Origin of the sequence: Prevotella sp. AM34-19LB, from assembly GCF_003468525.1 — a bacterium.
Lineage (GTDB): Bacteria > Bacteroidota > Bacteroidia > Bacteroidales > Bacteroidaceae > Prevotella.
Genome location: NZ_QSIG01000004.1, coordinates 48,805 through 64,634, shown reverse-complemented (window position 1 = coordinate 64,634; position 15,830 = coordinate 48,805). Strand labels below are relative to the sequence as shown.

12 protein-coding genes and 2 pseudogenes are annotated in these 15,830 nt (G+C 46.4%); 12 read left to right on the top strand and 2 right to left on the bottom strand.

Translation table 11 applies throughout. The features are described from left to right. Nucleotides 1-15: 15 nt before the first annotated feature. On the bottom strand, nucleotides 16-564 hold the full coding sequence (locus tag DW830_RS02170; RefSeq protein WP_233544340.1) for a DUF1599 domain-containing protein: 549 nt from the start codon (nucleotides 562-564) through the stop codon (nucleotides 16-18). A gap of 110 nt (nucleotides 565-674) precedes the next feature. Between DW830_RS02170 and DW830_RS02165 the strand changes: the two genes are divergently transcribed. From DW830_RS02165 to DW830_RS02110, 12 genes and pseudogenes are all read left to right on the top strand, one after another. Continuing rightward, nucleotides 675-2,123, top strand: coding sequence for a CCA tRNA nucleotidyltransferase (locus tag DW830_RS02165; protein WP_119248736.1), 1,449 nt, complete (start codon nucleotides 675-677; stop codon nucleotides 2,121-2,123). A 168-nt stretch (nucleotides 2,124-2,291) separates the two neighbouring features. Next, a pseudogene (locus tag DW830_RS02160) lies at nucleotides 2,292-3,502 on the top strand (efflux RND transporter periplasmic adaptor subunit). Nucleotides 3,503-3,535: 33 nt separating this feature from the next. Continuing rightward, nucleotides 3,536-6,802 carry an efflux RND transporter permease subunit gene (locus DW830_RS02155; protein ID WP_119248701.1) on the top strand — a complete coding sequence of 1,089 codons (3,267 nt, stop codon included), beginning with the start codon at nucleotides 3,536-3,538 and terminating at the stop codon, nucleotides 6,800-6,802. A gap of 27 nt (nucleotides 6,803-6,829) precedes the next feature. Beyond that, nucleotides 6,830-8,224, top strand: coding sequence for an efflux transporter outer membrane subunit (locus tag DW830_RS02150; RefSeq protein ID WP_119248700.1), 1,395 nt, complete (start codon nucleotides 6,830-6,832; stop codon nucleotides 8,222-8,224). 33 nt (nucleotides 8,225-8,257) lie between these two features. Beyond that, nucleotides 8,258-9,040, top strand: a complete 783-nt coding sequence (gene lpxA / locus DW830_RS02145; protein WP_119248699.1) for an acyl-ACP--UDP-N-acetylglucosamine O-acyltransferase — start codon at nucleotides 8,258-8,260, stop codon at nucleotides 9,038-9,040. 452 nt (nucleotides 9,041-9,492) lie between these two features. Further along, a complete protein-coding gene (locus DW830_RS02140; protein ID WP_119248698.1) occupies nucleotides 9,493-10,371 on the top strand; it encodes a cell division protein FtsX in 879 nt (292 codons plus the stop codon). Between the two features lie 68 nt (nucleotides 10,372-10,439). Next, complete coding sequence (locus tag DW830_RS02135) at nucleotides 10,440-10,667, top strand: DUF3098 domain-containing protein (RefSeq protein ID WP_119248697.1); 228 nt, start codon at nucleotides 10,440-10,442, stop codon at nucleotides 10,665-10,667. Between the two features lie 84 nt (nucleotides 10,668-10,751). Then, on the top strand, nucleotides 10,752-11,549 hold the full coding sequence (locus DW830_RS02130; RefSeq protein ID WP_119248696.1) for an undecaprenyl-diphosphate phosphatase: 798 nt from the start codon (nucleotides 10,752-10,754) through the stop codon (nucleotides 11,547-11,549). Between the two features lie 3 nt (nucleotides 11,550-11,552). Then, nucleotides 11,553-12,266, top strand: a complete 714-nt coding sequence (gene truB / locus DW830_RS02125) for a tRNA pseudouridine(55) synthase TruB (RefSeq protein WP_119248695.1) — start codon at nucleotides 11,553-11,555, stop codon at nucleotides 12,264-12,266. A 62-nt stretch (nucleotides 12,267-12,328) separates the two neighbouring features. Beyond that, nucleotides 12,329-13,512, top strand: a pseudogene (gene queA / locus DW830_RS02120) (tRNA preQ1(34) S-adenosylmethionine ribosyltransferase-isomerase QueA). Nucleotides 13,513-13,606: 94 nt separating this feature from the next. Continuing rightward, entirely contained in the window at nucleotides 13,607-14,011 is a 405-nt protein-coding gene (gene folK, locus DW830_RS02115; RefSeq protein ID WP_119248694.1) for a 2-amino-4-hydroxy-6-hydroxymethyldihydropteridine diphosphokinase, read from the top strand. Between the two features lie 386 nt (nucleotides 14,012-14,397). After that, on the top strand, nucleotides 14,398-15,312 hold the full coding sequence (locus tag DW830_RS02110) for a hypothetical protein (RefSeq protein ID WP_119248693.1): 915 nt from the start codon (nucleotides 14,398-14,400) through the stop codon (nucleotides 15,310-15,312). A 99-nt stretch (nucleotides 15,313-15,411) separates the two neighbouring features. Here DW830_RS02110 and rpsO read toward each other — a convergent pair whose 3' ends face one another. Next, nucleotides 15,412-15,681, bottom strand: coding sequence for a 30S ribosomal protein S15 (rpsO, locus tag DW830_RS02105; RefSeq protein WP_022122065.1), 270 nt, complete (start codon nucleotides 15,679-15,681; stop codon nucleotides 15,412-15,414). Between the last annotated feature and the right edge of the window lie 149 nt (nucleotides 15,682-15,830).

Genomic DNA, 15,830 nt, shown 5'->3' with positions numbered 1-15,830 from the left:
CTCGAATGAGCCTTCTTACTTTTCTCCCATTTTTATGGCACCGAAAACCGCATAGTTGATGATGTCCATATAGTTGGCATCGATGCCTTCTGATACGAGTGTGGCTCCTTCGATATCCTCGATTTCCTTCACTCGTTGTATCTTGGTGAGAATAAAGTCGGTATAGCTGCTCACTCGCATCGAGCGCCATGCCTCGTCGTAGTCGTGATTCTTCTTGAGCATCAGTTCCAGGGCTTCCTGGGCATGCTTGTCGTAGAGCTTCATCGCCTCTTCCGGTGTCATATCCACTTCATCCACGAAAGGCTTTTCCAGCTGGATGAGTCCTATAATACCATAATTAATAAGAGCGATAAACTCCGGACGGATACCTTCGCCTACGAGTGATTCTTTCTTGATTTCAAGCGAGCGGATGCGCTTCGCCTTGATATAGAGTTGGTCGGTTAAGGAAGATGGACGCAAGATTCTCCAAGAGGCTCCATAATCGTGAAGCTTCTTCTCAAATAATGCCCTGCATTCTCCCATAACAACTTTAAACTGCTGTTCTGTTTTCAATAAATCTGCCATAATAATTTCGAAATTCGGTGCAAATATACGCATTTATTGTGAAATAGCCAAATAATTATTTTGTTTTTCGCTTATTTTACAGTAACTTTGCACCCCGAAATAAAATGAGTATGAGAAATTTGACCAATGCCGAACTGGCGCAAATACTAGATAAGGATATTTTTCACGAGATTTCAGAGGCGGCGGACGCCCTGTCTGTGGAATGCTATGTTGTAGGTGGATATGTGCGCGATCTCTTTCTGGAGCGCCCTTCCAATGACATCGATGTCGTAGTGGTGGGTAGCGGAATAGAGGTGGCTTCTGCCCTCAAGAAGAAGCTGGGCAAGAAGGCACATCTCTCGGTGTTCCGAAATTTCGGAACCGCACAGGTTAAGTATAAGGATACAGAAGTAGAGTTTGTGGGAGCACGAAAGGAGAGTTACAACCGTGATTCGCGCAAGCCGATTGTAGAGGATGGAACCCTGGAGGATGACCAGAACCGTCGCGACTTCACCATCAATGCAATGGCGGTCTGCCTGAACAAGGACCGTTTTGGCGAACTTGTCGATCCGTTTGACGGTGTCTATGATCTGGAAGATGGCATCATCGCCACTCCGCTCGATCCGGATATCACCTTTTCTGATGACCCGCTCCGTATGATGAGATGTGTACGTTTTGCTACCCAGCTCAATTTCCAGATAGAAGATGAGACTTATGCCGCTCTCTCGCGCAATGCCGAACGACTGAAGATTATCAGTGGCGAGCGTATCTGCGACGAGATGAACAAGATTATGCTCTCCAAACATCCAAGCATCGGCTTCTATTATCTGAAGGATACCGGACTACTCGATCTCATCCTGCCGGAACTGGTGGCGATGGATAAGGTGGAGACCCGTAACGGCAAAGCCCACAAGAACAATTACGACCATACGATGGAGGTGCTCGAGAATGTTTGCAAGCATTCTGATAACCTCTGGCTCCGCTGGGCGGCACTCTTCCACGACATCGGTAAGCCGAAGAGCAAGCGATGGGACAACAACATCGGATGGACTTTCTACAGCCATAACATTATCGGTGCCAAGATGATTCCAGGCATCTTCCGCCGCATGAAACTGCCGATGGATGCCAAGATGAAGTATGTGCAGAAACTGGTGGAGCTTCACATGCGTCCGATCGTGATAGCGGATGAGGAGGTGACCGATAGCGCCGTGCGCCGACTGCTGAATGATGCCGGTGATGACATCAACGACCTGATGACGCTTTGCGAGGCTGATATCACCAGCAAGAACCAGGTGCGCAAGCAGCGATTCCTGGATAACTTCAAGATGGTGCGCGAGAAACTGGTTGATCTTCAGGAGCGTGACTACAAGCGACTGCTCCAGCCATGTATCGACGGCAACGAAATCATGGAGATGTTCCAGCTCAAGCCATGCCGCGAAGTAGGCGTACTGAAGCAGTATCTCAAGGATGCCGTGCTGGACAACAAGGTGGCTAACGAGCGCGAACCGCTGATGGAACTTCTGATGAAGAAAGCCCAGGATATGGGGCTGAATATGGCAGAAAACTTAAACAGAGAATAATTTTTGTTAAATAACGGCTCCTTGCGAGCCGTTATTCGTTTATTATTAGTAATTTTGCACCGCTTTTAAAACTAAAAGCATTGTTTCAGTTTCCGCCAGAGGGCGGTATATATAATAAGGTATGACAAAAAATAATAAATTATAATATAAATATAATATAAAATAGGTATGAAAATAAAAAACGTTTTGTTCGTTGCAGCAATTTGTGTTCTTGCAACTTTGACATCATGTGGTGGAAGTAAGAAGGGCGGTCTGCCTGACTTTGGCGATGATGAGTTTGCCGTGGCTACTATCGGCACTTCCAGCGCCGCATTGCAGACAACCTATCCTGCTACTATCAAGGGTATTCAGGATGTTGAGGTACGTCCTAAGGTTTCTGGCTTCATTACAAAGGTTTTTGTACATGAGGGTCAGACTGTTTCAGCAGGTCAGGCTTTGTTCTCTATCGATAGCGAGACTTATCAGGCTGCTGTCCGTTCAGCTGCTGCCGCTGTCAATACAGCCAAGGCTCAGGCTAACACTGCAAAGTTGACTTACCAGACAATAAGAAGTTGTATGATAGCAAGATTATCGGTGAATACGAGCTTTCTACTGCAGCTAACGGTTTGGCTACAGCTCAGGCTCAGGTAGCTCAGGCAGAGGCTGCTTTGGCTTCAGCCCGTGAGCAGTTGGCTTGGTGCACCGTTACCAGCCCTTCAGCTGGTGTAGTAGGTAGCCTTCCTTTCAAGGTGGGTGCTTTGGTTAGCGCTTCTGGTCAGGCTTTGACTACCGTTTCCAACATCAGCACCATGGAGGTGTTCTTCTCACTCTCTGAGTCTCAGATTTTGAGCATGTCTAAGACCAATGGTAGTGTTCAGGCTGCCATTGCTGCGTTCCCAGCTGTTAAGTTGCAGTTGGCAGATGGTTCTATCTATAATCATCCAGGTAAGGTGGTTAAGATGAGTGGTGTCATCGATGCTACTTCTGGTTCTATCTCTCTCATCGCTCACTTCCCTAACCCAGAGAAGTTGTTGAAGAGTGGTGGTGCAGGTTCTATCGTTGTGCCTAACGATCATAACAGTGCTATCGTCATCCCTCAGGAGGCTTGCTCTCAGGTGCAGGATAAGATTTTCGTTTACGTAGTAACCAAGGATAACAAGGTGAAGTATTCTGAGATCAAGGTAAATCCACAGGATGATGGAAAGAACTATATCGTAACTTCTGGTCTGAATGTTGGTGATCGTATCGTATTGAAGGGTATCACCAAGTTGACCGATGGCCAGCAGATTAAGCCTATCACTTTGGAGCGTTACAATCAGAAGATTGCTGAGGCTGCAGAGTTGGCTGAGTCTCAGGATAACGCTCATGCCTTCGCTACTACTATGAGCGGCAAGAAGTAATATATAATAAGGTATAAAGAAAAATAGTAAATTATGTCATTTACAAACTTTATAAAGCGCCCGGTACTTTCGACGGTGGTTTCCATCTTCTTCGTCTTGCTGGGTATCATCGGCTTGGTATCGCTGCCTATTGAGCAGTATCCGAATATCGCGCCGCCTACCATCACGGTAACTGCTACCTATACGGGTGCAGATGCCCAGACGGTGTTGAACTCTGTCGTTGCTCCGCTGGAGGAGAGTATCAACGGTGTGGAGAACATGACCTATATGACCTCTTCTGCGTCTAACTCTGGTTTCGCTCAGATTACCGTTTACTTCAAGCAGGGTTCCGACCCTGATATGGCTGCGGTCAATGTACAGAACCGTGTGTCTCAGGCGCAGTCTCTGTTGCCTGCCGAGGTTACCAGAGTGGGTGTCACCGTAACCAAGCGTCAGAGTTCCAACGTAATCATGTTCGCTCTGACTACAGACGATGGCCGTTACGACGACCAGTTTGTTACCAACTACGCCTTGATCAACGTCATTCCTCAGTTGAAGCGTATCAATGGTGTGGGTGATGTGCAGAGCCCTTCTACCCGTAACTACTCTATGCGTATCTGGTTGAAGCCGGAGAAGATGAAGGAGTTCGGACTGGTTCCTTCTGATATTTCCCAGGCTTTGGCAGAGCAGAATATCGAGGCTGCCCCTGGTAGCTTTGGTGAGAGCTCTGATATGCAGTATGAATATACCTTGCGTTACAAGGGTCGTTTGAAGACTCCAATGGAGTATGAGAACATCCTCATCAAGAGCAATACTTCCGGTCAGACGCTCCGTCTGGGCGAAGTTGCCAAGATTGAGTTGGGTGGTTTGCAGTATAATGTAAACCTGCTCAACGATGGTCAGCCTGCCGTGATGGGTATGGTTCAGCAGATTGCCGGATCCAATGCTACCCAGATTGCAAGCGACGTGAAGAAGACGTTGGATGAACTGGAGAAGAGTTATCCTCCAGGGTTGAAGAATGTCATCCTGATGGATGTTACCGAGTTCCTGTTCGCATCTATCGAGGAGGTTATCTTCACCTTGATCATCACCCTGGTACTGGTGTTCATCGTAGTGTATATCTTCTTGCAGGACTTCCGTTCTACGCTGATTCCTATGATTGCTGTACCTGTGGCTTTGATTGGTACGTTCCTCTTCCTCTGGATTTTCGGATTCTCCATCAACCTGCTTACGCTGTCCGCCCTGCTGCTGGCGATTGCGATTGTGGTCGATGATGCCATCGTGGTGGTCGAGGCGGTTCACGCCAAGCTCGACCAGGGTTACAAGAGTGCTCTTACAGCATCTATCGATGCGATGAACGAAATCTCCAGCGCCATCATCTCTATTACATTGGTGATGTCTGCCGTGTTCGTTCCTGTATCATTCATCGGTGGTACTTCCGGTTACTTCTACCGTGAGTTCGGTGTAACCATGGCTGTATCTATCGTTATTTCGGCTATCAATGCGTTGACCTTGTCTCCTGCACTTTGTGCCATGTTGCTGAAGCCACACGAGGAGGGTCACGAGAAGAAGATGTCTTTTATCGATCGATTCCACGCAGGATTCAACTATCAGTTTGAGAAGATTACCAATAAGTATAAGGGTGGTGTCAAGTGGGTTATCAACCACGGCATCATCGCTGGTAGCCTGGTGGCTGTCAGCATCGTAGGTCTGGTAGCCCTGATGGGTACTACCAAGACGGGTCTGGTGCCTGATGAGGATACCGGTACTATCTTCGCTTGTATCTCTACTGCTCCTGGTACCTCTCAGGAACGTACTGCTGAGGTGGTTAAGCAGGTAGATAAGATGCTGGCTAGCAACCCTGCCATCGCAACCCGTAACGCCATCATGGGTTATAGCTTTATCGGTGGTGACGGTTCTAACCAGGGTACCATCATCGTGAAGCTGAAGCCATTCGAGGAGCGTCCGGGTGGATTCTTCCACCGTATCAAGGAGGCTTGTACGGGTGGCGGTATTGAGGCTCTCTTTGTCAACCCTATGGAATCTACTTCTGTGTTGGGTATGATCTACAAGCAGACTGCTGCCATCAAGGATGCACAGGTTCTTGCCTTCGCTCCACCTATGATTTCCGGTTTCTCTGTACAGAATGGTATCACCATGACTATGCAGGATAAGACCGGTGGTGACTTGAACAAGTTCTATGGCAATGTGAAGAAGTTCCTGGCTGAGCTGAACAAGCGCCCTGAAATCCAGACCGCTCAGACTCAGTACAACCCTAACTATCCTCAGTATATGGTAGATGTGGATGTTGCAAAGACCAAGCAGGCTGGTATCTCTCCATCAACAGTATTGTCTGTCATGCAGGGGTATCTCGGTGGTCTCTACGCATCTAACTTCAATGCTTACGGTAAGCTCTACCGTGTGATGATTCAGGCTGGTCCTGAGAGTCGTATGCGTCCAGACGATCTGAGCAAGATTTATGTACGTTGTGCTGATGGCACCATGTCTCCAGTAAGCGAGTTCGTGAACTTGAAGAAGGTTTATGGTCCATCTAACATCACACGTTTCAACCTGTTTACCTCTATGGATGTATCTGTAACTCCTAACAGCGGTTACTCTACCGGTGATGGTATGAAGGCGATTGCTGAGGTTGCCAAGGAGACATTGCCAGAAGGCTATGGTTATGAGTACTCTGGTTTGACCCGTTCTGAGGCTGAATCAAGCAACTCAACAGGTTTGATCTTCGCACTCTGTATCGTATTCGTTTACCTCATCTTGAGTGCACAGTACGAGAGTTACATCTTGCCATTGTCTGTAGTATTGTCTATCCCATTCGGTCTGGCTGGTTCGTTCATCTTCACCAATATCTTCGGTCACTCTAACGATATCTACATGCAGATTTCGTTGATTATGTTGATCGGTCTGTTGGCTAAGAACGCCATCCTGATTGTACAGTTCGCCCTTGAGCGTCGTCGTACGGGTATGGCTATCAAGTACTCAGCTATCCTGGGTGCCGGTGCCCGTCTCCGTCCTATCCTGATGACCTCTCTGGCGATGGTTATCGGTCTGTTGCCTCTGATGTTCGCATCAGGTGTAGGTAAGAATGGTAACCAGACTCTGGGTGCTGCCGCAGTGGGTGGTATGTTGATTGGTACTATCTGTCAGATCTTCGTGGTTCCTGCTCTCTTTGCAGTCTTCCAATGGTTGCAGGAGAAGTTGACTCCATTGAAGTTCGAGGATGAGTTGAACGAGGAGGCTGCTGCCGAGTTGGTGCAGTATGCTAATGCAGCTCACCACAAGAAAGGTATCGAGAAGAAGTAATAACGCAATGTAACTTCAAAGGAAATAATGAAAAAGAATTTAAATATCATCATATTGGGTCTCGCAGCGCTCTCCTTGAGCAGCTGCAAGACTCTCTACGGAAAGTATGAGCGTCCGGATGTGAAGACCAGCGGTATCGTTCGCGATGTAGCTTCTGATACAGATACTTTGGCTGTAAAGGATACTACTACCTTCGCTAACATCCCTTGGCGCAGCGTCTTCACCGACCCTCAGCTCCAGTCAATCATTGAGAAGGGATTGAACAACAATGTCAACCTGCTCAATGCGGCTTTGAACGTGAAGATGGCTGAAGAGCAGTTGAAGTGTGCCAAGTTGGCGTTTGTGCCTTCTTTGTCTTTCACTCCTCAGGGAACCATCGCTTCCTGGGATGGCAATGCTGCTACCAAGACTTACAGCTTGCCTGTAACTGCCAGTTGGATGGTTGACCTTTTCGGCAACCTGCTCTCTCAGAAGCGCAGTGCCCAGATGGCGCTGCTCCAGTTGCAGGACTATCAGGTGTCTGTCAAGACCAACCTCATCGCCAACATCGCCAACATGTATTATACTTTGTTGATGCTCGACAAGCAGGTGGAGCTGGTTAACAATATGGAAGGATTGACCAAGGAAACCTGGGAGACCATGAAGGTGCTGAAAGATACCAAGATTGGTTATCGCGGAACTTCTGTTCAGGCTGCCGAGAGCAACTACTATGCTGTGTTGACTCAGAAGACCGACCTGATGCGTCAGATTCGTGAGACAGAGAACTCCCTGAGTCTTCTCATCGGCGACCAGGCTCATTCTATAGCCCGTGGCAAGCTGGAGAATCAGAGTCTTCCTGCTACCTTCTCTACCGGTGTAGGCATCCAGTTGCTCAACAACCGTGCTGATGTTCATGCAGCCGAGATGAATCTGGCTCAGTGCTTCTATGGCGTAGAGACTGCCCGCAGCAAGTTCTATCCATCTATCACTATCTCTGGTACAGGTGCCTTCACCAACTCTGGTGGTATGGGCATCGTGAATCCAGGTAAGTGGTTGCTTTCTGCTGTTGGTTCATTGGTTCAGCCAATCTTCCAGAATGGTAGAATCATTGCTGGCCTTAAGGTGGCTAAGATGCAGTACGAGCAGGCTTACAATACTTGGCAGAACGCCGTACTGAAGGCAGGTAGCGAGGTGAGCAATGCCCTCGTGCTCTACAACTATTCTGACGAGAAGGGTAAGGTGGAGGCTAAGCGCATCGCCGTACTTGAGCAGAACGTAAAGGATACCCGTAAGTTGATGTCAGAGGCTGGCGGTTCTTACCTGGAGGTAATCCAGGCACAGTCATCTCTGCTCAACGTACAGCTTTCTAAGGTAGCTGATGACTTCTACAAAATGCAGGCAGTAGTGAATCTCTACTATGCATTGGGTGGAGGAGCTAAGTAATGTTTAGTGTTAAATGTTAAATGTTAAATTATTATGGCTAGTATAATAAGTCCAAAGGCAGAGGTTTCTCCAAAGGCTAAGATTGGAGATAACTGCAAAATCTACCCATTCGCCTATATCGAGGACGATGTGGTCATCGGCGATAACTGTATCATCTATCCATTCGCGAGCATCATGAATGGTACTCGCATGGGTAATAATAATAAGGTGTTCCAGTCAGCCGTTATCGCTGCCCTCCCACAGGATTTCAACTTTACCGGTGAGGAGAGTGAGGTAGTGATTGGCGATAACAATACCATCCGTGAGAGCGTGGTTATCAACCGTGGTACTCATGCTGGTGGCAAGACCGTTCTGGGCAACAACAACTTCCTGATGGAAGGTGCCCATATCTCTCACGATACCGTCATCGGCAACGGTTGCGTGTTCGGTTATGGTACCAAGATTGCAGGCGACTGCGTGATTGGTAACGGTGTCATCTACTCAACATCTGTAGTAGAGAACGCCAAGACCCGAGTAGGCGACCTTGCGATGATTCAGGCAGGTACTACCTTCTCTAAGGATATTCCTCCTTATATCATTGCCGGTGGAAAGCCTGTGAAGTATGCAGGTCCTAACACCATCATCATGGAAGCAGCCGAGGTTACCGAGAAGGTTCGCAAGCACATTGCGAATGCCTACCGACTGGTATTCCATGGTCAGACATCCCTCTTCGATGCCATTAACCAGATCAAGGATCAGGTGCCAGATGGACCGGAGATTCAGAACATCATCCAGTTCCTGGAGAGTTCAGAGAAGGGTGTCATCACTAAAATGTAAAATTTGTTTTGAAGGATTTAGATCCTTTAGTTTCTATTTTGATTAAAATTCAAGTCATACCTATTTGAATTTTACTCAGTATTTTGAAAGGGCTGGCCGTGAGGTTAGCCCTTTTTATGTTTGATTGTATGGGTGATAGTATCGGTGATACACGGTGATACATGGAAAAGGATACTATCCCTGATAGAAATCTCCGTTCAGCGTCGCTGAACGCACATTCAACGTTGCTGAACGTACATTCAACGTCGCTGAACGCACATTCAACGTCGTTGAACGAAAAAATCATTTAAGCTTAGCAACAAATTCTATTAATGGTAGCAACAAATTCTATTAATGGTAGTAATAAATGCAAATAAATGCAATTTTATTTTGTTATCTCTTCGTTTATGTGTATCTTTGCAAACAATTTGGGTAATTACGCCCTTCCGGTCTGAAAATTAATAGATTTAGAAATGAGAAAGAAACAATATAAGCCTCGCAATCATCGTGGATTGCAGGTCGTTACTTTATGTATCAGCACCGCTATGGTGCTTGTTTTGTTGGGATTGGTCATCTTTTCCGTATTGATGGGAAGAAACCTCTCTTCCTATGTCAAGGAGAACCTGGTGGTACAGGTGATGCTCGAACAGGATGTTACCAATCCTGAGGGCTTGCAGATGTGTAAGCGCTTGAAGGCTCGTCCTTACGTGAAAGGTCTGACCTATATCACCAAGGAACAGGCTTTGAAGGAGGCTACCCGCGATCTGGGTACCAATCCTAGCGAATTTGCCGGTGTGAATCCTTTCCAGCCATCTATCGAAATCACGACACAGGCGGATTATGCCAACAATGATTCCCTGAAGTGGATAGCCAAGGAACTGAAAAGCTACTCGCGCGTGACGGAAGTAAGTTATCAGCACGACCTGATAGAACAGGTGAACAATTCGCTCACCAAGATAAGCATCGGACTTCTTATCGTAGCCGCACTGCTTACCTTTATCTCGTTCTCGCTTATCAACAATACGGTGAGACTGGGCATCTATGCCCGCCGATTCTCCATCCATACCATGAAGCTGGTGGGTGCATCCTGGGGCTTCATCCGTAAGCCATTCATCAAGAGGGCTGTATTGGTGGGTGTGATAGCGGCTTTGCTTGCTGATGGTTTCCTCGGTGGATGCCTCTATGCCTGGTCGGTTCACGAGCCGGAGCTGGTCAATGTGCTCGGCTGGCAGGAACTTGCCATCACAGGTGGTTCGGTATTCCTCTTCGGTATCATCATTACAGCTCTCTGTGCCAGTATATCGGTGAACAAGTTCCTCAAGATGAAGGCGGGAGATTTGTATAAGATTTAAACTTTGCACATTGCACTTTGCACATGACACATTACATATTAAACATTACACATTAAACATTATATATAATGGATAAGAAGAATTTAGCATTTGACAAGATGAACTTCATCTTGCTGGCAATTGGTATGGCAATTGTCATCATCGGTTTCCTCCTGATGAGCGGCGCTGGCTCTAACGAGCACTCTTTCGATGCTGATATTTTCAGTACTCGCCGTATTGTAGTGGCACCAACCGTTACCCTGTTTGGTTTCCTCTCGATTATCTATGCGGTTATACGCAAGCCTAAGGACGAATAGGGTAAGACAATCAAGTAAATAAACAAGGGAGTAGGCTTTGCAATTCCCTATATATAATAAGGTATAAAAAATAATCAGTAATCAATGAATTGGTTTGAAGCTTTAGTGTTGGGACTCATCCAGGGTCTCACAGAGTATTTGCCTGTAAGTAGTAGTGGTCACTTGGCTATCGGTGCCCATCTTTTTGGCATCAATGGTGAGGATAACTTGACTTTTACCATCATGGTACATGTAGCTACCGTGCTGAGTACATTGGTAATTCTTTGGAAGGAAATCGACTGGATTCTGAAGGGTCTCTTCAAGTTCCAGATGAATGAGGAAACAAAGTATGCCCTCAATATCGTTATCTCTATGATTCCTGTAGGAGTTGTAGGTCTGTTCTTCAAGGACAAGGTAGAGGAAGTGTTCGGTTCAGGCTTGCTCATCGTGGGCATCATGCTTCTCGTAACAGCATGTCTTCTTACCTTCTCTTACTTCGCCAAGCCACGCCAGAAGGAGAACATTTCTCCTCTGCATGCATTCATCATCGGTCTCGGTCAGGCACTTTCAGTATTGCCAGGTCTTTCACGCTCTGGTACTACCATTGCTACCGGTCTTTTGCTGGGTGACAAGAAGGAGAAGATGGCTCAGTTCTCATTCCTCATGGTGATTCCTCCTATCTTGGGTGAGGCATTGCTCGACCTCCTGAAGGGTCTGAAGGGAGAAGAGGCTCTTGGCGGCATCGATGCATTCCCTATGATTGTGGGCTTCGTGGCAGCATTCGTATCAGGTTGTCTGGCTTGTAAGTGGATGATCAATATCGTGAAGAAGGGTAAGCTGGTATATTTCGGTATCTATTGTGCTATTGCAGGTGCCGTTACCATCATCTGTTCAATCATTTAATATATGGATTTCAGAAAAGGAGAAATTATAGCCATCGACAAGCCTTATCGCATGTCGAGCTTTGGAGCATTGGCGCACGTTCGCTATCTGCTCAGCAAGAAACTCGGCTTCAAGGTGAAGATAGGACATGCCGGTACGCTCGATCCCCTTGCTACGGGTGTGTTGGTGCTCTGCACGGGTAAATGTACCAAGCAGATTGAGCAGTTGCAGACACATACCAAGGAATATACGGCAACCCTTCAGTTGGGGGCTACCACGGCAAGCTACGATAAGGAGCACAGTGTAAACCATACTTTCCCTACCAAGCACATCACCCGTGAGCTGGTAGAGGAGGTGCTGAAGAAGTTTGTTGGTGAGATTCAGCAGGTTCCACCTACCTATAGTGCCGTAAAGGTGAATGGCGACCGTTCTTATGCCCTGCGTAGAGCAGGCGAGGAGGTGCAGCTGAAACCTAAGACCGTGCGTGTGGATGAGATTGAACTCACCGATTACAACGATGAGGAGAAGACGGCAAGCATCCGTGTGGTTTGCGGTAAGGGTACTTACATCCGTTCCCTGGCGCGCGACATCGGTCGTGCCCTGGATAGCGGTGCCTTCCTGACAGCCCTCCGCCGTACCAAGGCTGGAAGCTTCTCGGTAGAGAACTGTATCGACTTTGACTATTTCCAGGAATGGCTCGATGCACAGGAGATAGAAGACAGCCTTGCCAATAACTAGGCTCGAACTTCGAGATATGACATTAATAGTAAATCATCTTAAGAAAGGAGATATAATATCACATGAAACTATCACAATTCAACTTTAAGTTGCCAGCTGCTCAGGTGGCACTTTATCCACATAAGACTAAGCGTGTGGTCAAGACTGCCAGTGGTGAACGTACATTCGAGATTACCCGTCGTGACGAGTCTCGACTCATGGTGCTCCACAAGAAGTCTGAAACCATCGATATGTATAAGAAGGACGAGAATGGCAAGGATATGGTGGATGCTGATGGCAATCCAGTATTCCTGCAGTTCAAGGATATCGTCAACTACTTCGAAGAGGGTGATACCTTCATCTTCAATGATACGAAGGTATTCCCAGCGCGCCTTTATGGTACCAAGGAGAAGACCGATGCCAAGATTGAGGTGTTCCTGCTCCGTGAGCTGAATGCCGAGATGCGTCTTTGGGATGTGCTGGTAGAGCCTGCGCGCAAGATCCGTATCGGCAACAAGCTCTTCTTCGATGATGTCAACGAGATGGTAGCCGAGGTTATCGATAATACCACAAGCCGTGGCCGTACCCTCCGTTTCCTCTATGATGAGGATGGCAATCACGATGTCTTCAAGCGTTCGCTCTTTGCATTGGGTGAGGCTCCGCTTCCTCGCTATATCATCGATGCCCGTGAGGATCACCATGCTACAGAGGATGATATGGACGACTTCCAGTGTGTTTTCGCTGAGAAGGAGGGTGCCGTAACTGCTCCTGCTACTGGTCTTCATTTCTCTCGTGAGTTGATGAAGCGCCTGGAAATCAACGGTATCAACGAGGCTTACATCACCCTGCATTGCGGATTGGGCAACTTCCACGAGATTGAGGTAGAGGACCTTACCAAGCACAAGATGGATCTGAGCAGATGATTATCTCTAAGGAAGCTTGCGAACTGGTGAATAAGACCAAGCAGGAAGGTCATCGCGTATGCGCCATCGGTACCAGCGTGATGAAGGCTACTGAAACTGCTGTAGGTACAGACGGAATGATGAAGGAGTTTGATGGATGGACCAATAAGTTCATCTTCCCTCCATACGATTTCGGATTGGCTGACTGTGCTGTTGCCAACTTCTATCATCCAGAGTCAACCTTGATGATGTGTACTGCTGCCTTTGGTGGTTACGACCTGGTATATGAGGCATACAAGAAGGCTGTGAAGAATGGCTATATGTTTGGTTGCTACGGTGACTCACTGTTGATACTTCCAGACTAAACGGTGGAATAAACAGTTTTTGTACATATAGAAGTGATTGATATTCAGTAGATAAACTGAGTTATCCACAGTTTTTATAAAAGTGTGAATAAGTATGTATAAAGTATATTTAAGCCTTGGCACGAATCTGGGCAACCGGAAGCGTAATATTTGTGAGGCTATCGATAAAATAGGAGAGCAGATTGGCGTGGTAGAGCGCCAGTCTGCTCTTTACGAAACCAAGCCTTGGGGCTATTCATCTCCCAATGACTTCATCAATTCCTGTGTGATGGTTCTCACCGCCATGGCTCCTCGTCAGGTGTTGGAGGCTACCCAGCGGATAGAGCAGGAGATGGGCAGAACCCTGAAGTCTGTAAATGGAGAATATCACGACCGCATCATCGACATCGACATTCTGATGATAGATGATCTGGTGATTAATGAGCCCGATTTCAAGGTTCCTCATCCTCTGATGGAAGAGCGCGATTTCGTGATGACTCCGCTGAAGGAAATATTGTAGATGATTTCACATAAAAAGGTGCTATACCGGATATAAGATATAACTTTAGAGAAAAAAATCCCATCGTTCTTGCGAGCGATGGGATTTTTGGTTCTGTTAAGCAATGTGTCTGCTATCGCTGAAATTAAAAGGTTGCTACTTCTTAAGGATAAAGACAGATGGTGGGGAGTGTCATTCCGTAAAAATCAGCGTCAAATGATATAAAATTGCCTATTTATGCAATGGCACCTTTACTTTTCTTGGGTAAAAGCTTGGAAGTTATTGCTTAATTTCCTATCTTTGCAAGCAAGAATTAGTAAAGGCGTCTTTCTCTTTTTCTAAGGATAAAGGCTCTTTCTAGGAACGAACTGACAATTATTTAATTAATAACATAAACCGATACAATTATGAAGAAATCCATCATTTTCGCATTGCTGCTCTCTCTGTTGAGCGTACAGCAAATCCATGCACAGAAGTGGCTCAAGAAATTGGGAAAGGTGGCAGAAACCGTGCTTACTAATGACCAGAAGACTACCAGCAAGGCGGCTGGCTCTATCCCTGGGTGTACTGTAAAGTATACCAGTTGCGTAGCTAATGGCAACGACGTACACATCAACTTTGTGATTACCAACACCACTTCCAGTGAACTCAAAATGTATTTCAATGGTTTTGATGACGGCTCTTGTGCTTTTGATAGCAAGAATGTAAAGCATACAATGCACTTCTATTTGGGTGGCGATAAGTTAGGTCACTATTCTGATAAGATGCTTCCTCCTAATGTACCTGTCAAGGGTATTATGGTGATAGAGGATGTAGATCGCACCATTAAGCAGATTAATTCTACTCTTGTCAAGGGTAAGGCTAATGATGTGGAGTTTGCTGTTAAGTTGCCTACCCAGGTAGTGGCAGATGTCAAGAATACCAATTCCGATTTGGTTACCTGCTCATTGCCTGAGTTGCAGTTCAATTTCTTGAAGTGTGTTCGTCAGGGCAGGAATGTGGTAATCACTGCTACATTCAAGAATATCGGCAACAAGGAGTATGAGATTTCAGCTTATGGCGATAATCCTACTGTATATGATGATGGTGGCGATGCTTATGAGTGTGATCAGGAAACAACCCTCTTGGGCAAGAATCGTTGGTTAGGGTATAATTGGTATACCTTGCTCGCTGGTATCCCGATGAAGGCTACGTTTGTCATCAAGAATGTCAGCACCAGTGCCACCGAGTTTAGCGTTGTCAAGATCCCATTCAAGTACAAGTCTAATGGCGAGACCTCTCAGTATGTAGAGTTCCGCAATCTGCCTATCTCAGCGCAGTAAGTAGCAATCTTAATAAGTTGATATAAAAAGAAAAATCCCATCGTTCTTGCGAGCGATGGGATTTTTAATTCTGTTAAGCAATGTGTCTGCTTTCGCTGATTACTTACGAAGACCGAGGGCCTTGATGATAGCACGATAGCGATTGATGTCGCGATCATACAAGTAATCGAGCAATGCACGACGCTTTCCTACAAGCTGTGTCAACGCACGTGTTGTAGTATAATCTTTACGGTTCTTCTTAACGTGCTCCGTCAAATGAGCAATACGGTATGAGAACAATGCTATCTGGCTCTCAGCTGAACCAGTATCAGAGTTAGACTTTCCGTACTTGCTAAAGATCTCTTCTTTTTTTGCTTTGTCTAAATACATAGCTGTGATACTTAAAATTTAATTATTATGAATAAATGTTATGCACCTTTGAACCTTCCTCACGGTGGTTTCCGTTAAAATGCGGTGCAAAGGTACAACTTTTCAGTGAATTATGCAAATTTTTCGGGATTTTTTTGTAATTTTGCACC